This window comes from Bradyrhizobium sp. WBOS07, assembly GCF_024585165.1.
Classification (GTDB): Bacteria; Pseudomonadota; Alphaproteobacteria; order Rhizobiales; family Xanthobacteraceae; genus Bradyrhizobium; species Bradyrhizobium japonicum_B.
This window is the reverse complement of sequence record NZ_CP029008.1, coordinates 64689-87279: the sequence shown is the minus strand read 5'-3', so window position 1 is coordinate 87279 and position 22591 is coordinate 64689. Positions and strand designations below refer to the sequence as shown.

General features: G+C 61.0%; 23 protein-coding genes. 15 read left to right on the top strand and 8 right to left on the bottom strand.

What is annotated here, in order from left to right:
• Positions 1 to 232 precede the first annotated feature (232 nt).
• The 3 genes from DCM79_RS00405 to DCM79_RS00395 all read left to right on the top strand — a co-directional run bounded on the left by DCM79_RS00405 (position 233) and on the right by DCM79_RS00395 (position 1541).
• Positions 233 to 511, top strand: coding sequence for a hypothetical protein (locus DCM79_RS00405; protein WP_257178014.1), 279 nt, complete (start codon positions 233 to 235; stop codon positions 509 to 511).
• Between the two features lie 52 nt (positions 512 to 563).
• Complete coding sequence (locus tag DCM79_RS00400) at positions 564 to 980, top strand: hypothetical protein (protein WP_126259844.1); 417 nt, start codon at positions 564 to 566, stop codon at positions 978 to 980.
• A 324-nt stretch (positions 981 to 1304) separates the two neighbouring features.
• Positions 1305 to 1541, top strand: a complete 237-nt coding sequence (locus DCM79_RS00395; protein ID WP_257178013.1) for a hypothetical protein — start codon at positions 1305 to 1307, stop codon at positions 1539 to 1541.
• 14 nt (positions 1542 to 1555) lie between these two features.
• Here the strand turns inward: DCM79_RS00395 and DCM79_RS00390 are convergent, their stop codons facing one another.
• On the bottom strand, positions 1556 to 2773 hold the full coding sequence (locus DCM79_RS00390) for a hypothetical protein (protein WP_257178012.1): 1218 nt from the start codon (positions 2771 to 2773) through the stop codon (positions 1556 to 1558).
• A 185-nt stretch (positions 2774 to 2958) separates the two neighbouring features.
• Between DCM79_RS00390 and DCM79_RS00385 the strand changes: the two genes are divergently transcribed.
• Positions 2959 to 3204 carry a hypothetical protein gene (locus DCM79_RS00385; RefSeq protein WP_257178011.1) on the top strand — a complete coding sequence of 82 codons (246 nt, stop codon included), beginning with the start codon at positions 2959 to 2961 and terminating at the stop codon, positions 3202 to 3204.
• A gap of 66 nt (positions 3205 to 3270) precedes the next feature.
• Entirely contained in the window at positions 3271 to 3510 is a 240-nt protein-coding gene (locus DCM79_RS00380; RefSeq protein WP_257178010.1) for a hypothetical protein, read from the top strand.
• A 35-nt stretch (positions 3511 to 3545) separates the two neighbouring features.
• Here the strand turns inward: DCM79_RS00380 and DCM79_RS00375 are convergent, their stop codons facing one another.
• Entirely contained in the window at positions 3546 to 3785 is a 240-nt protein-coding gene (locus tag DCM79_RS00375; protein WP_257178009.1) for an Ig-like domain-containing protein, read from the bottom strand.
• Between the two features lie 496 nt (positions 3786 to 4281).
• Here DCM79_RS00375 and DCM79_RS00370 point away from each other — a divergent pair, with 496 nt between their 5' ends.
• Entirely contained in the window at positions 4282 to 4731 is a 450-nt protein-coding gene (locus DCM79_RS00370) for a hypothetical protein (protein ID WP_257178008.1), read from the top strand.
• Between the two features lies 1 nt (position 4732).
• On the opposite strand, the gene DCM79_RS00365 is transcribed toward DCM79_RS00370, so the two are convergent.
• Together DCM79_RS00365 and DCM79_RS00360 are read right to left on the bottom strand one after the other, a co-directional pair.
• On the bottom strand, positions 4733 to 5392 hold the full coding sequence (locus DCM79_RS00365; protein WP_257178007.1) for a hypothetical protein: 660 nt from the start codon (positions 5390 to 5392) through the stop codon (positions 4733 to 4735).
• A gap of 62 nt (positions 5393 to 5454) precedes the next feature.
• Positions 5455 to 6192, bottom strand: a complete 738-nt coding sequence (locus DCM79_RS00360) for a metallophosphoesterase family protein (protein ID WP_257178006.1) — start codon at positions 6190 to 6192, stop codon at positions 5455 to 5457.
• A 193-nt stretch (positions 6193 to 6385) separates the two neighbouring features.
• Between DCM79_RS00360 and DCM79_RS00355 the strand changes: the two genes are divergently transcribed.
• Positions 6386 to 7012 carry a transglutaminase-like cysteine peptidase gene (locus DCM79_RS00355; protein ID WP_257178005.1) on the top strand — a complete coding sequence of 209 codons (627 nt, stop codon included), beginning with the start codon at positions 6386 to 6388 and terminating at the stop codon, positions 7010 to 7012.
• An 11-nt stretch (positions 7013 to 7023) separates the two neighbouring features.
• On the opposite strand, the gene DCM79_RS00350 is transcribed toward DCM79_RS00355, so the two are convergent.
• From DCM79_RS00350 to DCM79_RS00340, 3 genes are all read right to left on the bottom strand, one after another.
• The gene (locus DCM79_RS00350; protein WP_257178004.1) at positions 7024 to 8298 is read right to left on the bottom strand and encodes a hypothetical protein; all 1275 of its coding nucleotides are present in this window, start codon (positions 8296 to 8298) and stop codon (positions 7024 to 7026) included.
• 141 nt (positions 8299 to 8439) lie between these two features.
• A complete protein-coding gene (locus DCM79_RS00345) occupies positions 8440 to 8715 on the bottom strand; it encodes a hypothetical protein (RefSeq protein WP_257178003.1) in 276 nt (91 codons plus the stop codon).
• A 74-nt stretch (positions 8716 to 8789) separates the two neighbouring features.
• Positions 8790 to 9227, bottom strand: coding sequence for a hypothetical protein (locus DCM79_RS00340; protein WP_257178002.1), 438 nt, complete (start codon positions 9225 to 9227; stop codon positions 8790 to 8792).
• A gap of 409 nt (positions 9228 to 9636) precedes the next feature.
• On the opposite strand from DCM79_RS00340, the gene DCM79_RS00335 reads away from it, so the two are divergent.
• From DCM79_RS00335 to DCM79_RS00310, 6 genes are all read left to right on the top strand, one after another.
• Entirely contained in the window at positions 9637 to 10839 is a 1203-nt protein-coding gene (locus tag DCM79_RS00335) for a polysaccharide biosynthesis/export family protein (RefSeq protein WP_257178001.1), read from the top strand.
• Between the two features lie 174 nt (positions 10840 to 11013).
• Positions 11014 to 11595: a hypothetical protein gene (locus tag DCM79_RS00330; protein ID WP_257178000.1), complete on the top strand. Its 582-nt coding sequence runs from the start codon at positions 11014 to 11016 to the stop codon at positions 11593 to 11595.
• Positions 11596 to 11620: 25 nt separating this feature from the next.
• On the top strand, positions 11621 to 13141 hold the full coding sequence (locus DCM79_RS00325) for an O-antigen ligase (RefSeq protein WP_257177999.1): 1521 nt from the start codon (positions 11621 to 11623) through the stop codon (positions 13139 to 13141).
• 105 nt (positions 13142 to 13246) lie between these two features.
• Positions 13247 to 13861, top strand: coding sequence for a hypothetical protein (locus tag DCM79_RS00320; protein ID WP_257177998.1), 615 nt, complete (start codon positions 13247 to 13249; stop codon positions 13859 to 13861).
• 266 nt (positions 13862 to 14127) lie between these two features.
• A complete protein-coding gene (locus DCM79_RS00315) occupies positions 14128 to 16383 on the top strand; it encodes a polysaccharide biosynthesis tyrosine autokinase (protein WP_257177997.1) in 2256 nt (751 codons plus the stop codon).
• A 133-nt stretch (positions 16384 to 16516) separates the two neighbouring features.
• Positions 16517 to 17140, top strand: coding sequence for a hypothetical protein (locus DCM79_RS00310; RefSeq protein ID WP_257177996.1), 624 nt, complete (start codon positions 16517 to 16519; stop codon positions 17138 to 17140).
• A gap of 420 nt (positions 17141 to 17560) precedes the next feature.
• On the opposite strand, the gene DCM79_RS00305 is transcribed toward DCM79_RS00310, so the two are convergent.
• A complete protein-coding gene (locus DCM79_RS00305; protein WP_257177995.1) occupies positions 17561 to 19060 on the bottom strand; it encodes an undecaprenyl-phosphate glucose phosphotransferase in 1500 nt (499 codons plus the stop codon).
• Between the two features lie 337 nt (positions 19061 to 19397).
• On the opposite strand from DCM79_RS00305, the gene DCM79_RS00300 reads away from it, so the two are divergent.
• Both DCM79_RS00300 and DCM79_RS00295 read left to right on the top strand, forming a co-directional pair.
• Positions 19398 to 20312, top strand: coding sequence for an ABC transporter substrate-binding protein (locus DCM79_RS00300; protein WP_257177994.1), 915 nt, complete (start codon positions 19398 to 19400; stop codon positions 20310 to 20312).
• An 812-nt stretch (positions 20313 to 21124) separates the two neighbouring features.
• Positions 21125 to 22498, top strand: coding sequence for an O-antigen ligase (locus DCM79_RS00295; RefSeq protein ID WP_257177993.1), 1374 nt, complete (start codon positions 21125 to 21127; stop codon positions 22496 to 22498).
• Positions 22499 to 22591 lie beyond the last annotated feature (93 nt).

The following is a 22591-nucleotide window of genomic DNA, read 5'->3' as shown; positions in this document are numbered from 1 at the left end:
TAACTCGTCGCCTTCCTTGAGCGTTTCGGAAAGGCAGCCTAAGACGGGGCAATTCATGGCGAGCGTTTGGCCGCCTCTGTTTTTTCGGAGGCGCGCAGGTGGACATAGATGACGTATCTCATTGCGTTGCTGGGCGCGACGATCTGCGTCCTCATGATTGCGTTTGTTTGTAGTTATGGCCGGCATCTGAAAGATCTTTCAGGTCCCTGGATCATGAACGAGAGTCGTTCGAATGATTGATCAACGGCACAACGCGCCTCGCAGGTATTTCGTCGACGCGCGGGGGCACCGCGTTCTGGTCGGCCTTTCGCTGGAGGAGACGGCGGAATTCGAGGCGCTGGATCTTGCGCCGACGGAGACGGTGCAAATCGCGGCCGAAGCCGGCTTCGGCAAGGGAACGGGTGCGGTTGACGACGTTCGGTGGCTCGAGCTCTATTCCAAGCACGAAGCAGCCTGGCGGGCATGGATCGCACGAAGCCAGGCAGCGGCCGCAGGATTTAGCCTTTGTTAACTATGCCTGACCGATGGTAGCGGCTTAAATCTCGAATATGGGGATAGCCCAAATGTTTCAGCTGTTCCTGAGAGCGCGCGCGCATAATCTTCTCGGCTCTCGCCGCGAGGACAAAGGGTTCAAGGCGCGCTCCGTCGAGCGCGATGCCGAGACCGACCGGGTCCGGATCGGTGCGGTCCTGGCGGCGATCGAAACGGCATTGCAGGAGGCGGAGCGGGAGCAGGCCGGCCTCAACCGGCGCGTCGATGACGCACTTGCACGTGCATCCGTCACCTTCGGAAACGGCACCGACGAATATCTCGAGCGGGAGGCGCTCGACAATCATCACCAGGACCTGTTCGCCGCCGACATCTCCAACGGCCAGCGCCGGCTCAAGGAATTGGCGAGCAGCATTGCGCATTTGAAGTTCGTCAGGACTGCAATGCTGACGCGCTTCCCGGATTTCAAGCCGCCGCAGCTCAACAGCTAGACTTGAGGGCTGCGCGCTCTGCGGCCATCCTTCGAGACGCGCTCTTCGAGCGCTCCTCAGGATGAGGACCGATTGCGTTGCCCCAGATTGAACGAGTACCGATGCCGCTTAGCCTCATCCTGAGGAGACCGCGAAGCGGTCGTCTCGAAGGACGAGGCGCGCGCTCAGGTCGAGCAGCACGCGAGGCAGGCCGCGTAGCAATTTCGGCACCGCTTTGCCGTTTGGCGCCTCCATCCTTTTTGCTATGGTCCGCAAACGTTCACGGTTCGAAGGAGCAACGACGTGCCGGTCAGAAATATACGAAGGTTGATCGGATTGGCCTGCGTGCTGACGCTGGCTGCGCCGGCGACGGCGTCGGCCATTACCGCCGAAGTTGCGCGCGCATGCGACGCGGCGGTGGCCAAGGCCTTTCCGCCGAGGCAAATCGGCAACCCGGCGGCTGGTACCCTGAAGGGCACCGCGAAGGACAAGCGCGAATACTACCAGAAATGCGTCGCCAACAACGGCAAGGTCGATGATCCTCCGGCGGAGGCATCCAAGGACAGCAAGCCGGCCAAATAGGAAATCGAGGCTCGCTAGCGACGCGGCGGCGGACAGGGCGAGTAGAACGCGCCGTTCGCCGCATTGATGCGTTCGACGCATTGATTGGGATCGGTGACCGTCCCGGCCACCGTGAAGTCGTAGCCCATGCCCTTGATCACCACGACGTAGCGGCCGGGAGCGAGCGTGAAGCCATCCTGCTCCGGTTGCAGCAACAGCATTCTCGGCTGGTCGTCGACCGGGCCTACCTTGTAGGGGTAGGACATGCTGCGGATGACCCAGGAATCGCCCGCGCTGACCATGGAGGCTTTCCCGCTGGCATCGACGCCCATGGCTCGCGAGACCTTCGCGACGACCCGAACTTCGGTCCCGGTTGCATCGACACCGCCGTCGGGTCTGAACACGATGAACCTGACGTCGCCGTCCATCAACGTGGTCGCGCTCGGCGTGGTGATGGCCGCCGAGATCGCGACGCGGCGGTCCGGAATCTTGCCCGGCACCGACTTGAGCTCATGGAGCTGGCCCTCGCTCAAGGCGTAGACTCCGAACGTCGTCGGCAGAGGCATCGAGGGTTGTGGCGCTTGCGCCGGCTCTTTCGCGCTATCCGGCGTCCGTTCGACCGCCTCGCCGACGGCGGCAGGCGGGCTGGGGCTCGGTTGAGATCCCGGGCTGCTCGGTGCCCGCTCAGGCGGCGGCGCCATCTGCGACAATGCGGTCAGTTGCGACCGCAGCCGAGGCCAATAGACAGCCGCGGTCACGCCTGCGCCAATGAGCAGAAGGATGACCGCCAATCGAACCAGAACGGTGAAGGCGCTGCCGCGTTTGCGTGGATCGGGCGATTGCGGCGCTGCCACGGGACGGCGCGGTGCTCCCGCGTCCTTGGCGGTCGGTGTCGCAGCGGAAGCGGATGGCGACGGAATGGGCGGAGGAGAGGGAGTTTGGACCGGCGGGGGCGCCGGGACGGCGGTTGCCGCCACACCATTCTGTGGCTGCGAGGCGGCGCTGCGCGCGAAGGAACTTTCCACCTCCTTGATGGCGCGTTCGAGCACCTGCAGAAGCTCGCGGGATTCCCGCGCGTCGGCGTGCGTGAATTGCTCGAGCAGCTTGACGCGTGCCAGCTCATAGACGATCTCCCGCATCTGCTGGGGATCGTCGGAGACGGCGCGGATGCGGCTCGACAGGAGACGGATAAACCCGGCCTTGATCTGTTGCGTCGAGGGGGCGTTGGCCGCAGTTTCAGCGGAGTCGGTCATCAAGGGCGACCAAGTAGCCCGAATGAGGCCATTTCGCTAGGCTTTTCCGCTCAAGATGCCACGACCGAGGAAGCCCTCCCGCTGGTTGCCGGGTCTGTCCGCGCCCCTATCGGTCGTTCGAAGGCGCTTGCTTTTAGGGGAAAACCTGTGACATTTCGCGGAGCTCCTCATTCCGGTGTTCGATCATGCGCGGCGTTCTAGCAGTCCTCACGGCTTTGACATTCCTGGCTTCGCCTGCCGTTGCGCAAGGGACCAAGGATCAGGCCAACACCACGAGCTCCAGCATCATCACGACGCCCACGAAGAAGGCGCAGACCAATCAGCCGGCGTCGCGGCCGACCGCCGTTCGAAACCTGTCAGGCAGCCTGCCCGCTGGAAAGTCGGCGCAGGGCGTCTGGCGCGACGGCAAGCTGGTCGCCGTTCCCCGCTGAGGCGGCCCAACGGAACCGTGAAGGAACGGTGATCGCCTCCCTGACGTTATTGCTCGGGAGATAATTATGAAACGACCAGTTCTGATCGCCATCGCGTTGCTCATGCCCGCCGCTGCCGGGGCCCAGGGCGTCAACGATCCTTCGACGCCCAACCGCAGCGTGACCATCGTCAATCCGTCGCAGCCGGCACCCCCCAACGCGACGCGGAACATCCCGAGCAGGATTGAGCCCCCCGTGACGACGCGGGGACACGCGCGGCCCTATTACGGGAATAGAACCCGGGGCAGCGGGTCGAGCCACCGCTAGCCCTTGTTCACCGGGCGGCGACCTCCTCGGCTGTGCTATTGCGGGTTGACCTCGACCTCCAAGGTCGAGGTCCCCGCGTCGTGTCGGTTCTTGCCCGAGATCAGCAGCGTGAACTTGTCAGTGCCGTGCGTCTGGCTCTCGGCCGAATAGCGGAAGCCGGAGCCGACCACGGCCAACTGGCCGCGGGAAGGTCCGCTCACGACCGATACGTTGAAGATCTGCATGTACGACCAACGCAGGCCCTGGATGCACTCCGCGCCAGGCGCGATCGACATCGTCCATCTCACCGTATCGTGCGACAAGGCAAACGGTGTTCGCTCCTTGATGCAGAGCGGGCTGGCGTGAGCCGCGACGCCTGACATTGCGGACGCGGCAACGCCCAACAGCAACAATGATCCTGCACGCATGGTCGGCCACTCCAGAGGGGAAACCAGAAGCTAGCAGCAATGAGCTAATGAGGTCTTAGATCGAGCTTTGTTCCCCTGCGGTCTTCTGGCGCGGATATCGAGCAACAGCACTCATCCGTCGGTCGAGTTCGGAACGATGCGATGCTTTGCCCGACCAATCAACCTGTATTTCGGAAAATTCGCAAGTCTTTGATTTGGTTGGGGCCGGCTACTGTGCATGGGGTTGTTTTTCGATTTTTAAGGGGGCTCGAAGGTCCAAGGGCCGATGCAACCGACTGCGAACCACCTTCTTGCAATTCGGAACCTTATGAGCTGAAGTTGCAATGGCCTCTGACCGCTGTGGCCCAACCTTGGAGACATCGGAGTGCAACCCACTCGCCGCAATTCCGTGTCAGGTCGCCGGATACCGGGGGATGCATCGGTCAAGGTGCTGTTGGCTGCCGCTGTCGGATTGGCCGTGTATGGGGCCGGTCCGCTCGCATGTCTTGCCCAGAGCGAACCCGAGCCCTCGCTCAGCGACTATCTTCCGCCAAGCGAGCCGGAAGTCTCGCGCGATGAATGGCGGCAACGCATCGAGGACGCGCGGCGCCGGGCCAAGGAGGTCTCGCGCGAGCGGCGGGAGCATCCCGAGCTCTACAAGCCGATTCCCGAAGATCGGGACCTGGTCGCGACCGAACGTCTGCTCCGCGACGACAGCCTGCAGCGCGGCGACATCGTCACGACCAAGAAGGGCATGTTCGTCTACCAGGGCAGGTCCGACCAGCCGCGCCGCGATCAGGACTTCGTGCCGGTCGCCCCGAAATCGGTGCGCTGAGTCAGTAGCGCCGCAAGATCTCGTTGAACTTGGGATCGGACACTTTCGTGGTCTCGAGCAGCAGCGACTTGCCTTGCGGCGTTGCCTGCACGTAAGCCGAGACCAGCAGCGGCTCGTATCGGGAGCGATTGGCGAGCGCGGAGCGGATGTCGGATTGCGCCAGCAGCCTGATCTCCTCGTCGCTCGCGGCGGCGCCCGAGGTCACGGTCCGGACGCGAGACATCGCAACGTCGATCGGCACCGCTCCGGTCAGGTAGGACATCTTTACCGCCGGCGTCGCCGCTTCGCCGGACTGGGCCTGCAGGGTGCCGAGCGTGAGCCAGAGCGCAGGCCTGATCGGCGAGACTTTCAAGGCCGCGACGACGGCGGCTTGCGCGGCCTTGTTCTCGCTGGCCCTTCCGAGCGCATCGGCCGCAGGACGATGAAGAACGTCAGTGGCCATCGCCGCTGCATAATTGGCAAGCAGATCGCCATCCCATGAAAAGGACGCCAAGCCGCCGGCGGCTGCCAGCTTGGCCTTGTCGGGCGGAATCTCGCCCGAGAACAAATCGCTCGCGCGGAAGTTCGGCCGGACCAGATCGGCATAGAAGCTCATGCTGGCATGGAGCGCCAGCACGATCGCAGTTGAGATGCCGACGAGCCGAAGCAGGATCATGTTCATGGTGAAATCGACAAGGCCTGTGAGGGCGAAGCAAACGAGCAATTGAATGGAAGGCAGGAGCCTCAAACCGCCATCAGACTATCGCCCTGGATCGTCAGCAGCGTCAAGTTTCCGGTCGCGTAAGCGCCGGTGTCGATGTTGATGCGGTTCGGGCGAATGTCGGGCACGCTGACCGGCGTATGACCGTGGACGATGTACTTGCCGAAGCGTTCTTCGGAGGCCAGGAACTCCTCGCGGATCCAGAGCAGGTCCTCGTCCTTCTGGCGCTCGAGCGCGATGCCGGGCTTGACGCCGGCGTGCACGAAGAAGAAATCGCCGCAGGTAAAGGACGATGGCAATTGCTGCAGGAAGGCGAGGTGCTCGGGCGGCAGCGCCCGCCTCAGTCCTTCGATTAGCTCGACCTGTTGCTCCGCCGAGGGGTTCATGGTCGGCGTGATGCCGTAGGAGACCAGCGTCAGGAGGCCGCCATAATGGCGCCATTCCTGCAGGCGGGCCGGGTCCTTGAGGACCTCGAGCAGGAAGACCTCGTGGTTGCCTTTCAGGCAGACCGTCTCATGTGACTTCGAGCGCGCGATCAGCAGATCGAGCACGGCGCGCGAGTCCGGGCCGCGGTCGACATAGTCGCCGAGGAAGACCTGAATGGCGCGCTCGGGCGCGGAACGGGCAAGATCGGCGTCGATGACGGTTAACAGCGATTGAAGCAGGTCGGCGCGGCCATGCACGTCGCCGATCGCATAGACGCGGACGCCGTCGGGAAGCCGCGGCTTGGTCTTCTTTCGAAAGCGTGAGGAAAGGCCCATCAGGTCGGTCGAATCGCATCCAGCGTCACGAGCGGAACGTCGTGACCGCTCTTAGCAGAACAAGTCACACATCGGTATTCTTAATTGTTTCCGACCAAGTCGCCCGCATTTTGATTAAAGGATCGCGCGGCCTTTGAGCCGTATTTCAAGAGGTCTCGCGTAGCGTCTCCCCAACAAGAACGGGGAGCGCGACATGCGCAAAGTTGTAAAGTTCCTGGCGGCGACGGCCGCCATCGTGGTTGCTGCGGGGGTGCAGCAGCGCGCCGAAGCCGCTTTCGTCGGCGCCCCCTTGGGGCTGCGCGGCGCCATCCAGTACATCAAATTCGACCAGCCGACGCTGGCGCCGATGGCCTTCACGCTGTTCTGCCTGAAGTACAAGGACGAGTGCAAGCCGCGGCCGCAGCAGATCGTGTTTAGGGGCGGCCGGCTGAAGCTCACGGCCGAGCGGCTGGCGCAGATGCAGGATGTTAACCGGCAGGTCAATACCGCCATCCGTCCCGAGGCCAATCTGGAAGGACTGCGCGGCGAGAAATGGCTGCTGCATCCGACCAGCGGCGACTGCAACGACTACGCCGTGACAAAACGCCACGAACTGATCGCCAAGGGCTTTCCGGCCCGCGCGGTGCTGCTCAGCGAGGTCGTGACCACCTGGGGCGAGCATCATCTCGTCGTCGTGGTGCGGACCTTCTCCGGCGATCTCGTGCTGGACAATCTGTCCGGCCACATCCTGCCGTGGTCGAAGAAGCCTTATCGCTGGGTCCGCATCCAGTCGCCCAAGAACCCGAACTACTGGGCCTCGCTCGGCGACCGCTCGGTCTGATCACCGGCGCTCTATCGTGATCCGGACTGGCTGACGCTCTGCGACAGGCCCAGTCCAACGATCACCGAAAGACACAGGATTGCTGCGGGCCGCAGCAGTCCGGGACCTGCGAAGCTCTGGACCAGCGCAAAGAGCAGACAGGCCGCGGCCGCCGCCGGGAAGAACGAGTCGCGTCCGCGCTTCAAAGCGCCGACGACCAGGCGCACCAGAGCGAGCAGGCTCGCCGCGATCAGGGCCGCCAGACCGAGCCATCCCATCTCTGCAAAGACGGCCGTCGCTGCCGAGGGCGCCGTCAAGATCGCTGCAGCGTCGCTCTGATAGATCCTTCCCACCGCGGCAAAGGTCCCTGCGCCCGCGCCGAACCAGCGCGTGTCGGCCAACATCCGCTCGAGGGCTGCCCTCGTCTCGGCTCCCATCTCCGGCACCAGCCGCAGCAGGACCGGTCCGGAGCTCTTCTCAAACAGGAAGGTCAGGACGATCGCTGCTCCAATTAGAGCTGCCAGCGACAGCGCGCCCGCGGCCAACGGCGAAAGATCGAGCCTGCGGATGACCAGGATCAGCAGGATCAGCACGATGCCGAAGCTTGCGGCCACCGCGCTGCTCGTGCCTGAGAGGCCGAAGATCGCAAGCGCGCTGATCAGGGCGCCCACAAGGCCCAACAGGCCAAGCACGATCGAGCGAAGCAGCGAATGATGCGTTTCCGCCCGCTCCGCGGCAAGCTGCATGATCGCCAGGTTCAGGACGAGGCCGAAGCCGGCCAGGGTCGTTGCAAGTTCGGACGTTGCGGCGGCCTGTGCGCCGGCTGGTGACAGCCGATGCAGATCCAGGGTCAGGGCGGAGACTGCGGCGATGCCAGCGAGGACGAAGAGGACCAGTTCGGCGCGGCCGCGGTCACGCACCACCAGGATGGTCACGCCGAGCGCCGAGACCGCTGCAACCGAAAGGAGCAGGGCGCTGACGGTGAGGCCGATATCGGCGGTGATCGGGCCGAGTGACAGGCCGCCCAGGACGTCGTGGGCGCTCGCCCAGATCGGATGCGCCAAATTCAGCGGAAGCGGGACGAGTTGAGCCGCGATGCAGAGCAGCATGGCAATCAGGATCCAGCGGCCCCACGAGGTCGCGCGAACATAATGGTCGGCATCGGCTTTTCGCGCGGTTGCTGTGGCCGCCAGCAAGCTCAGCGCGGCGGTCATCGTCCCGAGCTGTGCACCGAACTTGGCGCCGGCGATTTCGAGAGCGGAAGCGGAAACGATGCAAACGATGAGGGCAAAATAAGCGAGGGACAAACGGCGCGCTCGATGCGGAATCCTGAAACGGTCAGGTCACCATACAAGCGAGCGGGTGGTTTTCAAGCAAAGGTCGGTGCGGGCCAACAACTTGCCCGTTGGCCTTTCCGTCTGTGCGCCAAAGTCTATCGAGCCGGAAGATCAGCGCGCGCTCTTGACCGGGCGCGCAAACACGCGCGCGGCGCGGGCAGCGGCAAGGCTGAAGCGGGCGGCCGAGCCGAAGAGGTAGCCGCCCTGGAGTGCAACGGCCGCAAAGGCCGCGGCCTTCAGGCCTTCGAGGGCGCCAAGACTGGTCATCAGGCTGACCGGCAGCACGGTGAGCAGCAAGGCGAACGTGACGGGCAGCAGCACCAGGACGCGAAAGCGTTGGCCCAGCACGGCACCTACCAGGAAGCTGAAGATCAAAAGCGCGGTCATCCGAAACACTCCGTGCTTCGGACCCTAAGTTCCCCACCCTAAAAAGACCCTTAAGTTGTATGGCTAAATTTGGCCTATTGGCTGCAATTGGCCAGCAGCGAATGATAGGCCTCGCGCAAGCCGTTCAGCGCAACCGTACCCTTGATCTCGCTGTCGCTTTCCCTGACCACGACGGACAGCGAGGCCGTCGTCTGCCACCTGCCGGCGGCAAAGGCCGAGACCTCGTCGGGCAGCAGCACCGCCGCCCCCGCGGCGGCCATGCTGGCGTCAAAAGTCAGGGTGCCGCCGCCGCTGGCTGCGATTGTGACCTTGGGGTGGCTTCTGGGCGGGAAGGGCCGGATCAAGGCCACCAGCACGTCGATCTTGCCCTTGGGCGCACAGCGCACGATCAGGCCGGCGAAATCCGGGTCGGATTGGGTGGTGTCCGCGGTCTTCATGATGGCCGCGAAGCTTTCGCCGTCCTTGGCTCCTTGGGTGCGGCTGAACTTCCAGACGGAGACGGGGGAAGCCACCTCGACTACGGGGGCGCTCAGGCACGAGGATCGCGCGCAGGGACCGGCCGGGTCCAGGAAATGGTCGGCGGGGCGGTCTGTGGCGCCAAGAAGCGATCCCGCCAAAACAAGGAACAGAAGGAGGCCAGACACGGGGTTTCCTGCTCTTAGCGAACTCAGAAAATAGCAGAGGGCGGCGCGGCCAAGAAGCCTCGCTCTCGACACACCGAATCCCGGAGTGGGGCGGTTTGCCCTCGAACGGAGCACACCAAATACAATAAATAGTCACAATGGGTTAAACCAAGCCCCAAAACGTGTCCCACACGCAACAGTAGCCGACGGATCGCTCCGTTAACCACCGGGAACCCTTGTCGCACCTCCCCCCAAGCCGTACCAATCTACGTCGATTGGGGACTCCTGGGCGCGATTCATGCATTCATTTGCCAAGACCTATGTGTTGATGCCTGCGTTGCTGGCGGCCGCTTTGGCGCTCGGGGCATGCTCGACCAATCCCGGCTCGGGACCGCTTACCGACGACGTCAACAACAAGATCCAGACGGAAAACGCGCCGGCCTATGAGCTGGTGCCGCTCAATCCGGCCACGGTGAACATCCTGCACACGCATGAGCCCAAGGGACTCGCCGGCGTGTTCACCGATCGCCGTCCTCCCGCCAGCATCGTGTTCGGCATCGGCGACGTCGTCAGCGTTACCATCTTCGAAGCCGCGGCCGGCGGTCTGTTCATTCCGGCTGAAGCCGGCGTCCGTCCGGGTAACTATGTGACGATCCCGGATCAGTCGGTCGACAACGACGGCTTCATCACAGTGCCCTATGCCGGCCAGATCAAGGCTGCGGGCCGTACGGCGGTGGAGATCCAGCGCTCGATCATCGAGAAGATCGGCAACCGCGCCATCGAGCCGCAGGCGGTCGTGGCAATGTCCTCGCAGCGCACCCAGCTGATCAGCGTGCTCGGCGAGGTCAATTCGCCGGCGCGTTATCCCGCGAGCGCGGCCGGTGCGAAGGATCGCGTGCTCGACGCCATCACCCGCGCCGGTGGCATCAAGGGTCAGGGCTTCGAGACCTGGGTCATGCTTGAGCGTGGCGGCAAGCGGGCCACCGTGCCGTTCGAGAATCTCGTGATGGCGCCCGAGAACAACGTCTATGTGCGTCCCGACGACAGCATCTACGTCTATCGCGAGCAGCAGAAGTTCATGGCGTTTGGCGGCAGCGGCCAGAGCGGCGAGTTCAACTTCGATGCCTGGCGCATCAATCTCGCCGAGGCCGTCGGTAAGGCCGGTGGTCTGCTCGATGGTCAGGCCGATCCGTCTGCCGTGTATCTCTATCGCCGCGAGCCACGCCAGGTCGCTGCCCAGCTCGGCATCGACGTGAGCAAGTACACGTCGGAGACGATCCCGGTCATCTTCAACGTGAACCTGCGCGATCCCGGCGGTTTCTTCCTGACCACCAAGGTCATGATGAAGAACGGCGACATCATCTACGTCTCGAACTCGCGCAACGTCGAAGTTGCCAAGTTCCTGAACTACCTGCGGGTGATCATGGCGACCGGCGGCGATGCCGTGAACCTCAGCAACGACGCGCTGATCTTCCGCAACAACATCAAGCTGGCGCCGTAAGACGCCGACTTGATCGACCAAAGGCGATGGCACCGGGGCTTTGTCCCGGTGCCATTTTCGTTTCGCGATCCCATCGGTATTGTCGGGGTCGCGGGGATATTGCTGGGATCAAGGCGCCACTGAGTACGTGCCGGTCAGCCGCTCACCCGCAGCGTTGCAAGGGGCTTCAGCTTCATGCGCTTTCGAACGTTTCGCCGCCTTCCGGCTCTCGTCTTGGTCGCTCTCGGGCTTGCACCGGCCGGAACGGCGCTGGGCGCTGCTGCCGAGCTCGGCGTCCGCCACCGCATCGACGTGACGGTCTCCGCCGAGCCTGATGCTCCAATCCTGTCGCGCCTCAAGGGCGCCAAGGGCGAGCTGTCGTTTACGGTCCGGCTGTCGGCGAACTCCAAGGAGAGCAAGTTCTTCGGCATGCTGCGTCCGTCTTTTCCGGATATCGTCGTCCCCGATGGCGCGGGCAAGCCGCTGGTTCAGCAGACCAAGCTGTGGGAGGAGGAGGTCTGCCATCAGCGCCGCGGCCTGCCGAAGGTCACCGTGACCCAGCTCGGCGGGCATTTTGCGGAAGGCGAGGGCCGGATCGAGATCTCGGCTATCAACCGTCACATCGGTGTGCTGGTGCCGCCCGACGAATTAACCCCCGGAATAAAACTCGATCCGGGCAGTGATGGCTTTGGGCTATTCTACGCCTTCCGGGCCCAGACCCGGAACAGCCGCCTCAACGTGGATGTGAAGATCTATCCGATCGATTGCTTCCTCTAGGCCCAGAGCAAGGCTCGCAAGAACGATGCGCCTTCGGCTTCCCGAGATTCGCTGGTCATGGAGCCTGCCCGCGACTGCGATCCTGTACTTCGTGGCAGCCGGCGCGCCGTTTCCGTTCGGCTCGACCAATGATCTGTCGATCGCGTTCTGGTGCCTGTGCCTCGGGATCGCGGTGATGTTCGCGCCGACGCGCGATCTGCGCGGGCCGCATCTGTGGCTGCTCGCCGGCATCGGCATCATCGTCGCCGCCTACGCCTTCGTGCTGCATGAGCAGCTCTCCGACCATCCCTGGGTGGCGCCGTTCCAGCCGATCTGGAAGCAAGCCTCGGATCTCCTGGGCGTGCCGATCGCGCCGTCCGCTTCGATCGTGAAGAACGAGGCGTTCTTCGCGCTCGGTGCGCCGCTCGCCAACATCCTCGCCATCGTGCTCGGTCTCACCGTCGGCGCCGACCGGATGCGCGCACGCCGCCTGCTCTGGGTGATCGCGATCTCCGGCGCCGCCTACGCGCTCTACGGCGTGCTCTCGTTCCTGATCGAGCCCACCATGATCCTGTGGCGGGACAAGACCGCGTATCTCGGCAGCGTCACCGGCACCTTCATCAACCGCAACACGGCGGCGGCGTATTTCGGCTCCTGCGCGGTGATCTGGATGCTGCTGATCCTGGAGGACGTCCGCCGCCGGCTGCCCGAGCGGCACATCGAATGGCGGCGGCTGTCGCTCGACCTGCGCGCGATCCCGCCGAAACAGATCCTGCCGCAGCTCGGCGGCCTCCTGATCTGCCTGATGGCGATGTTCATGACGACCTCGCGCGCCGGCGTCGGCCTGTCGCTGCTGGCGATGATCGTGTCGTTCACGCTGTTCCTGCGCAAGGACCTGCCACCGCGCACCGGCATCTGGATCTCGCTCGGCTCCGGCGCCGCGGTCGCGCTTGGGCTGCTGCAGTTCTTGGGCGGCCGCGTTTCCAGCCGGTTCGACAGCCTGGGCCTGGCCGACGAGGGCCGCATCGAGGCCTGGAAATCGACGCTCAAGATTATCGCCGACAATCCCTGGTTCGGCACCGGGATGGGCACCTTCCAATGGGCCTTCCCGCCGTACCGCAGCCCCAACATCTCGACTCGCGGGGTCTGGGATGCCGCGCATTCGACGCCGCTGGAGCTTGCCTCCGAGGTCGGCATCCCGATGGCGCTGCTAGTGGCGCTGGGCTGGGCCGTCATGCTGCTGGTTCTGGCGAAGGGCGTGTTCGGCCGGCGCCGCGATGCCATCATTCCGCTGGCAGCAGTGGCGACCGCGACGCTGTCGCTCTTGCATTCGTGCCTGGACTTTACCCTGCAGGTGCCCGGCTACAGCATTCCATTCTTTGCGCTTTTCGGCGCGGGCGTGGCGCAGTCCTTCCGCGCCAAGAAGGGCCAACCCCTGCGGAGGCGGGCGCCACCAGTCGTCGAGGGGAGGCCGCCAGACAACCGCAAGCAAGGCCCCGAGCCGCGTGCGGCAGCTTCACAAAAGTGTCTAGGTTTGAAGCAGTTGCGCCATTTACGAAGTCTTTAGAATAAATGGACAGCCCTTGGCTCTTCGGATAAATTCCTGCACTGCACAGCCATTGCCCGGGCCGAGGAAGTTACATCGGGGCAGCTGATTTTTGGAGGTTCGTTTATGAGCATTATCAAAATTGCGATTCGCATGGCTGCCGCTGCGGCGCTCGCCGCGACGATCACCACGGCCGCCAGCGCCGCCGTTTATCCGCCGCAGCGCCAGCTGCCGGCCACCGTCATTTCCGACTTCAAGGCCTCTCCCAACAGCCTGCTGCAGCAGTATCCGACCGGCGGTCCGCAGCTGATCTCGCGTGTACGCGACCTAGGCGCCTCCGACCCGACCACCCTGCCCGGCCTGATCGCGCTGCTAAAGGATCCCGCGACCACCAAGGACCAGATGCAGGGCATCGTCGCCGGCCTTGCCCAGGTCGCCCGCATGGCTGCCCAGTCCGATCAGGCCTATGCAAATGAAATCCAATCCGCGATCGCTGGCACGGGCAACCAGGACGTCATCGCCGCCTACCAGGCAGCGACCGGCGACGTAGCGATCGCCGCGACCGGCGGCGCGGGCGGCGGCGGCACCGGCGCGGGTGGCCCGACCGGCAACGGCTTCCCCACCGGAGGCGGTGGCAGCACTCTGATTCGCTTTGGCAACAACACGACGAACAACAACGCGCCCAATACCGGCAGCGGCGGTGTGGGCGGCACCACCAGCAGTGTTAGCCCGCGGCGCTGACCAGAACCGTCTCTCGCAGCTGGCCCATAACACTTTTCGGCAGCGGCGCCAGTGGGCGCCGCTTTGTTTTTGCGCCGTTAAGCTTCGTGTAAAAAGTCGCGCGAAGCGCACGTTACGATGCATCGGCCCCGTTCATTGCAGGTGAACTTGTGCTAGGGTGCCACGCAGCGCGGTCCATTGGCATTCGGTTTGCTCCGGATAGCCGGCAGGCTCTTGGCCAGTATTTATCCCAAGACAACAGATCGATCCATTTCAGGAATTGCTAGATGTTGCAGGTGAACAAGCCCACCTCGGAAATCAACCGTGACTTCATCGAGGCCGACAGCTCCTCATCACAGACTCTAGCCTCCTACATCGAGATGGTTCGTCGCCAGTTTCCGGCCATGTTGGCGATCGTCTCAGCCTGCTTAATCCTGGCACTGCTTTATTTGTTTACGGCTGCGCCAAAGTTCACGTCGGCTGCTTCAATGGTGATTGACACGCGCAAAGTACAATTGTTCCAACAGCAGTCGATACTTGGTGATATCGCTGTCGACTCGGCTACCGTGGAGACTCAAGTTGAGATTTTGAAGTCCGAGAACATTAGTCTTGCGGTTATCCGAGACCTGCATTTGATTAATGATCCTGAGTTTATTGGAGGCGGTGGTGGGTTATTTGGCGCGGTGATCGGCTCGATCGCTGCACTATTTTCAACCGAGGGGGCGCCTTCCGAATTCGAATTGACACGTAAAGCTCTCCAACGATTTGAGAAGAACCGTACGATCAAGCGTCTCGGTCAAACTTATGTTATGGAGATAGGCTTCACTTCATTCGATCCGGCGAAGGCTGCAAAGATTGCTAATGGGATCGCGGACGCTTACGTCGTTGATCAGCTGGAGGCGAAGTACCAAGCGACCCGTCGTGCCAGCGTTTGGCTGCAGGATCGCATTAAGGAGCTACGTACCCAGGCCTCCGCTGCGCAGAGATCAGTCGTCGATTTTAAGACCTCCAATAATATTGTCGATACAGGCGGTCGGCTCATGAATGAGCAGCAAGTGGCGGAGGTCAATAGTCAGCTGATATTGGCGCATGCGGCGACGGCGGAAGCCAAGGCGCGGCTTGACCGCATGAACGACATTCTTAAGCAGGACATCCCGGATGCCAACGTTGCGGACGCGCTGAAGAATGACACGATCGTCAAACTTCGAGGCCAATACGTCGATATGGCCTCGAAAGAATCGATATGGTCGGCCAAATATGGGAGTGACCATCTTGCAGCCGTTAACCTTCGTAGGCAGATGGCGGAAATTCGGAAGAACATCCAGGACGAGCTCAAGCGCATCCAGGAGTCCTATAAAAGTGATCACGACATCGCGGTCACGCGTGAGGAGGCAATCAAGTCAAGCCTTAACAGCGTGGTCTCGGAGTCGCAGCTCACCAATCAAGCGCAGGTGCAGCTACGAGAGCTTGAGAGTAACGCGCAATCTTACCAGGCGATGTATGACAATTTCCTGCAGCGTTACATGGAGTCTGTTCAACAACAATCGTTTCCCATCACCGAAGCGCGGGTGATCAGCGCGGCCACGACCCCGTTGGTGAAGAGTCACCCCAAGTCTCTAATTATTCTCGGGATAGCCGCACTAGGCGGCATAATATTTAGCTTTGGCGTAGCCATGGCTCGCGAATTTAGTGACGATGTTTTCAGAACAACTGCTCAGGTGGAGCAATTGTTAGGTGCGAGCTGCATCGCGATTCTTCCGTCTCTTGGTGCAGTCCCTTCTTCAGCAAAGGTGGGTGTCAGATCTGTTAGAAAGTCAGGTGATCCATCGCCAAATCTCTTGCGCTATATTGTAGAATACCCGCTATCACGCTTCTCGGAAGCGGTGCGTTCTTTAAAGGTAGCAGTGGATCTGAATTCGGTTGCGCGTGAGAGCCGAATCCTGGCGGTGACGTCGACGATGCCGAACGAGGGAAAGAGTACGCTATCAACGAACCTTGCTCAGCTCATTGCTCAAAGCGGAGCACGGGTAGTCTTGATCGACGCCGATTTGCGTAATCCGTCTTTGTCGCGTGCAGTTGCTCCGGAAGCGCAAGTAGGTCTTGTTGATATATTGGCACAGAAAGTGCAGCTGGAGGATGCGCTGAAGGTAGATCCGGACACAAAGCTATCCATCTTACCTGCCGGAATAACCTCAAGTCTTCTTCACACAAACGAGATTTTGGCTTCGAAAGCTATGCTGACCCTCGTTGGCGAGCTACGTTCGAAGTTCGATTACGTTTTGTTCGATATGCCGCCTATGGCGCCGGTAGTCGATGTACGTGTAACGTCGCTTTTTGTGGATTCGTACATTTTCGTGGTGGAATGGGGTAAGACAAAGATCAATGTTGTTACGCACAACCTGCGCGGATCGCCGGAGATCCGAGAAAGGCTGTTAGGAGTCGTTCTGAATAAGGCCGATACCAAGGTGCTAGCCCGCTACGAATCCTACCACGGCCAGTATTACTATCGGAAATACTACGCTCGCTACGGATACGTCGAATAGCGAGTCCTTCCGGTTGTCTATGTTAGTGCTCAGATCTCTGGCGATATTGGGAGCTATCTCAATTCTCTGGTCCTTGACCGCTGTTCCATCGTTCTGGGTTGTGGCGACTGCCAGGGCTACGTCGGCGCGAGTGATGGCGGATGATCGGTTCAGGCCGGGTGTGTTGGCTGAATTGCTCAAGCGGATGGAAGTTGCTCATGAGGGATTTATAGAGCAGTCAGAAATTGCTCATTCAAAGGCTCTTTTCGGATTTCGCATGGCCGAAGAAGCGATGCAGCGAAAGGACTCGCAGGAGCTAGAACGGGACGTAACCATGGCGGCTGACAAACTGAGACACAGTCTTTCAATGCGTCCATACGATTCTTTTCTTTGGCTTATGCTCTACTCGCTTGAGACGAATCGCAAGGGCATTGACCTAAACGCTCTCGGATACATTGAGCAGTCCTACTCTCTAGCGCCTCTAGAGGCCTGGATTGCGTTAAGGCGAAACAAGTTGGCCCTTGCAGCTTTTTCGATGCTCAACGAGAACGTTCAGCGACACGCAGTCAAGGAGTTTAGTGCTCTAGTCGAGAGCGGATTCATCGAAGATGCTGTGATCATTTTGATGAGTGTGGGGTGGCCGGAGCGAAATAGACTGGTGAACGAGATTGGTCGAGTTGACATCGTACCACGTGAAGCCTTCGCTAGAAGACTGGCCCGCGAAGGTACCCATCTCAATGTGCCGGGTGTCGAAATTGGCGAACGCCCATGGCAATAAAGGTACAGTTTCTCCTCGGCGCTACGATTATCTATGCAGCCTTGATGGTTTTACCATCGCTCGTGCTCGACCATTCTGGTGCTCATGCGCAAACTGGCGCTTCAAGTCCGAGGAGAGCTACCTTGCAGGGGCCAGCAGAGCAGTCCGCTTCGTCAATCATTCGCGATCCGTTGAATCGACCGTGCTTACAAGTTGAGGCTATTGCGCGACCGCATGTCACCAATCCGAATGTCCTTGATCACGTGGTAAGCATAAGAAACACTTGTCCGAGAAAGATTAGGGTCAAGGTGTGTTACTCAAATTCGGATAACTGTAAAGAAACCTCTGTGGCCGGATACGCTAGGGAAGACACCATTCTAGGGTCACTCACGGGAATACGGTACTTTCGCTACTCGATAACTCAGCACTAATATGGCGGAGCTAATAAGCATTGGATCGCCCAAACGCGACCGCCGTTGTGCGGATCAAGATTATGAGGTCAAGGAAAAGATTCCAGTTGTTAATGTACCACAGATCGAGTTCTACCCGCTTTTGCATTAGACCAACCGTCTGGGTCTCGCCTCTGTAACCATTGATCTGAGCCCAGCCGGTGATGCCTGGCTTGACGTGGTGGCGGAAGGCGTAGTTGCCAATGATCTGCTCATATTCGGTGTTGTGGGCGGCCGCGTGCGGGCGGGGACCGACCAGCGACATGTCGCCCTTGAGCACGTTGAAGAGCTGCGGCAGCTCGTCGATCGAGGTCTTGCGCAGCCATTTGCCGATGGGCGTGACGCGCGGGTCGTTCTTCTGCGCCTGCACGATGGTCGGGCCGTCCTCCAGCACGCGCATGGTGCGGAACTTGAAGATCCGAAACGCGCGCCCGCCGAAGCCGTGGCGGGTCTGGCGGAAGAACACCGGGCCCTTCGAGCTCAGCTTGATGAGGATAGCGGTCACCAGCATCACCGGCGCGAACACCATCAGCGCAAGGCTGGCGCCGGCGAGGTCGAGCGTCCGCTTCAGCGCGCGCTCCTTCCAGGACAGCGGCGCGCGGCGCAGCTCGGCGGTGAAGGTGTTGCCGGTGGAGACCAGCGGATAGCGCAGGAACCGCGCCGCGTTGGGGTCCGGCACCAGATGCACGGGGATCGGCAGGATCTTCAGCGCGTCCAGAATGCTGTCGATCGCGTGCTGCCGGCTCCAGTTCATCAGCAGGAAGACGTGCTCGATCCGGTTCTCGCGCGCGAACGCGATCAGCTCCTCGAAGCGCGGCGCCAGCTGCGACAGCAGCAGCGGCGAGGCGAGGTCCTTCGGCGCGATCTCCATCACCCGCACCAGGCGGTAGCCGTGCTGGCCGAGGTCGTCGACCGCGTTGGAGGAGCTGGCAAGGCCGAACTCGGCGATCAGAAGCGCGCGGCCGTTGGCGAAGGCGCCGGTGCGCAAGGCATGCGCGGTCCAGCGCGCCGCGATCGCTTTCCAGGCGAGGAGGAGGGTGAGGCCGACCAGGTAGAACGAGATCGTGGTCCCGCGCGAAAACTCCTCGCTGACCTTCATCGTGAAGGCGATCGCCAGCAGCGCCCCGAACAGCCCGGTCCAGGTCGTCAGCGTCAGCCGGAAGGTGCGGGGCAGGTTGGTGATGTTCTTCAAGCGGTAGCCGTGCTGCACGGTCGTCAGCAGCACGAAATTGATCGCAACTAGGACGCTGGCCGCCGCATAGACATCGATTTTGCCCAACGTGCCCGCTGTCGCGACGTGATAGCCGCCCGCGCAGCCAATGCCGCTAATCAGGACAAGCGCCGCGTCGACCACAGCCATCCCCCGTTCAACAGCTACAGGGCGCATCCATCTGGATGAAAAGCCTTTAGCTGTGTCCGGAACCTGCTCGGCTACACCAGTTTTGCTCGCAGAACCAGCGACGGGCAGCGGCCGTGTGGAAAGAATTGTCATCCTGAAAAAACCATTGACGCAAAATTCATTTACCCGAACAGGCCGTGCTATCGATCAAAATCGCTGTCAAAACAAGGCGAAGGAAAAATTAACCTTACCCCATAAGTTGCAGTGTAGCCCATCTCGCCTCGACTGATATATTAAATTTTGCAAACCGTTAGGGAAGTTCTCAGTGCCTCGAATCCAGTCCCGGCGGCGAACCGGGTCGAAAGGAAAGCGCACCCTCGCCATCAGCCTCGCTGCATTGGCCTTGGTCGGAACTGCGCTTCTCCTTCTCCGCCCCGACGTGGCACCCGTCCAAACCCCGACGGCTCCGACTGCTGCCGCGGTCAGGCTCGTGTTGGACGGACCATATGGCGCGCGGTTTGCGGGCGAACTCTGCGCATCTCGGCAGGGATATTTCTCCTCCCGCATTGATGTGGCGGCCCAACCCGACCCAGACTTCGTCCAGACGATCGCACGTCAACATGCCGTCGGCGTGACCAGCGGCCACAAGTTCTTGCTGGCAACTTGGCGCGGTGTTCCCGTGACGGCGTTTGCCGCGAGCTTCCTCGATACCTCCGTCGCGATCTTTACGCTTGAAAGCTCGGGTTTGCGGCGGCCGGCTGATCTGGTCGGAAAGCGAGTCGGATACCAAAGAGCGAGCGAGGGCGACGTGGTTTTCGATGCCATGATGGCGCAGCTCGGACTTCCCCGCAGCCAGATCACCAAGATGCCCGGCCGCGACGGCTTCGAAGCCCTGCGGGCCGGCGAAGTGGACGCCATCATCACCGCAATCGACGGGCAACCGGATCCCGCCAGTCCGGTTTTCGTGAAGCTGAATGTCATCAAACCGCAAGATTACGGTATCCACGTTCCAGGGTTGGTCTACTTTGCGAGCAACGCTCTCGTCCACGAACAGCCGTCTATGATTGCCGACGTTCTTCAGGGGCTCATTCGAGGGTGGCAATTCACCTACGCGGACTATGCACGGAGCGTGCCTGTTCTCGCTGGTACCGGACCGGGCAGTCCGAATCCGGAGCGGCTCAAATTCGAGCTGCAGCTGCAGCGCCCGCTGGTGCTGCCGACGGGCGGCCGCATCGGCGACTACGACGAAAGCCGCTGGCGGACGCTCCGGGATATCCTCCTGTTCGCCAAGCTCGGGGAGGAGGACGTGCCTCTGGCCCAGACGGTCAACTACCAGTTTCTCCGGGACGTCTACCGCCGATCGCCCGATCTCGCCGCCCCAGGCGCCTGGAGCGAGGAAAAATAGGACCAGGAAGCCACACTTGGGCGCCATATCGCTCTAGAAGGCCCTCTGCTGCACTTGCATCGGTTGCATTTGCGCCGGCCGCCTTGGTAAAGTTCGGTTCACTATTTGGGCTGGTCGTGGAGCGGCCTTACGAACTGGCGATGTCGGCGGGCCGGGATCCGACGGGCGCGTTCGGGAATCAAATCCGCAAGCGCGAGGAGCTATTTTGAATGTTTAAGACGTTGACGCGAGGAGGCCTTTTGGCCGCGACTGTCACCCTCTGCGCGCCGAGCGGAGCGAGCGCGGCGATGCAGGTGCCCGCACCGGCAGCCCTGCTCGCGGGCGAAAGCCAGGCGACGCCCGTGACGTTCTGGGCGCAGCCCTATCCCTACCGGTATGCGCCGTGGCGCCGTTGCCCGCTGGTGCGGGTCGAAACGCCATATGGCTGGTATATGGATCGGGTTTGCGCGCCTGCCGGGCCTGTCTTGCGCCGTGCCTATTAATGTTAGGATGGAGTTGTTAGCCGTAAGTTTGGAAGGATCAGCCGGCAATGGCGGTCTCTATAGACGGAGATATTCACGTAGGTCTCTGCCGCCGAGGCTGTGAGGCAGCGTCATCAAAGTTGAACAGGCCTGCTCACTAGCGGGTCCGAACCCCATGACGCGCTCGATTGAACGAATCGAATCGGGCTAGCGATTGCTATTTGGACGAGTGCCGTGCGCGGGCCCTCCGATCTCGTGAGACGAGGTCATCGCTATTGCGAGGCTGCAGCCGTTACCGTCTCTGCGTGGCAAAAGGCACTCCATTAGCCTCATCGGTGATCAGAGCTATTGATGAAACGCCACGAGTTATCGACTCCTCAGCAAGCACTGCTCCGCAATTCAAAGCCGATCAAATTGTTGGCTTCGCCGAAGCGGGATTTTTTGGCGGAAACTCTTTTCATCTTCATGCTTTGCATGGTTCTCTTCGGCTTGAATATAGTTGCAGCCCGGAAGGAAGCTTTGTCGACGGGAGAGGGCGATGTGTTTCGTCAACTCGTATATGGAGGCATCTTCGTCGGGCTGCTCCTCACATCGGATTCTCTGAAGGCGGCCGGTCGGATACATATCCCTCCGAGCTATGTAATTTTGCCGCTTGCGTATTGTTTGACGAGCGCCGCGTGGGCGATCGAACCAGGCGCTACGATTCGGCGCCTAGGGCTGACTGCATTAATCATCTGGAGTGTGTTTGAAGCCGTACGAAGGGTCGGCTTCCTGCGGGCGGTTTCAGTCACGGAAGGGGTGCTAAGTCTGGCGGTGTTTCTCAGTTACGCCGTTGTGTTGCTTTTGCCGCAAGAGGGGATTCATCAGGTCGCCGATGCTGCCGATCCTGGCATCGTTGGCAGTTGGAGAGGCATTCTAGTTCAAAAGAATTTCGCGGGGGCTGTCTGCGCAGTGCTGATCCTTTTTCTGCTCTTCGATATTTCGAAGAAGTCGACATTGTGGCGCTGGCTTGTCGTATTAGGTTCGGCATACTTTCTCTATCGCACTAATTCAAAAACATCCCTGGGCCTTCTCGTCGGCGCGCTCCTCGGGGGCCTCGCATTTTCTCGGTATCGAGTGGCGTACAACAGCGTTGCGTTGCTTGGGTTAGCAGCAGTTTGTCTCGGGGCGTTGCTAACCTTGTCAATCTACTGGGACGAACTAACAGGAATCCTAGAAACCAAGGAGGCTTTTACCGGCCGGGCTCAAATCTGGTCTGTGCTACTAGCCTATGCTCAAGACAATTTACTCTTCGGTGCGGGGTACGGTTCGTTTTGGAATATTGGTGCACAAAGTCCAGTGTTTCACTATATTTCATCGAACAGCTGGATTTCAAAGATCGCCAGCGGGCACAACGGTTACTTGGACCTGTTGGTTCAGCTGGGGCTTCCAGGTTTGCTGCTGGTCGTAGTTTCGCTCATCGTGGTTCCGATTAAGGCGGTTCTGATCGAAGCGAGCCTTAAGCCTCGCGAACGAGGGCTGCTATTCGCACTCCTTGTCTTTTGCGTCGGTCACAACTTCACGGAGAGTAGTCTGCTTGACCGAGATATGATGGTCGAAGTCTTCTTCATGTTGAGCTTGGCGTTCTTGCACGCAGCAAAGCGCGAGCACAAAGATCGATTTATCCGAAGATTAGACGACGCAAGATCGCTCTTTCAGTCTCAAAGCTGCGGAGAGTCTCCATGAGCGATAGGTCATACGTCTTCGCCATCCGAGTTTACGGCGTTTGCATCTCGCTTCTTTTTTCTGCAAGTTTATGCGTCGCCACGGAAGCGGTTT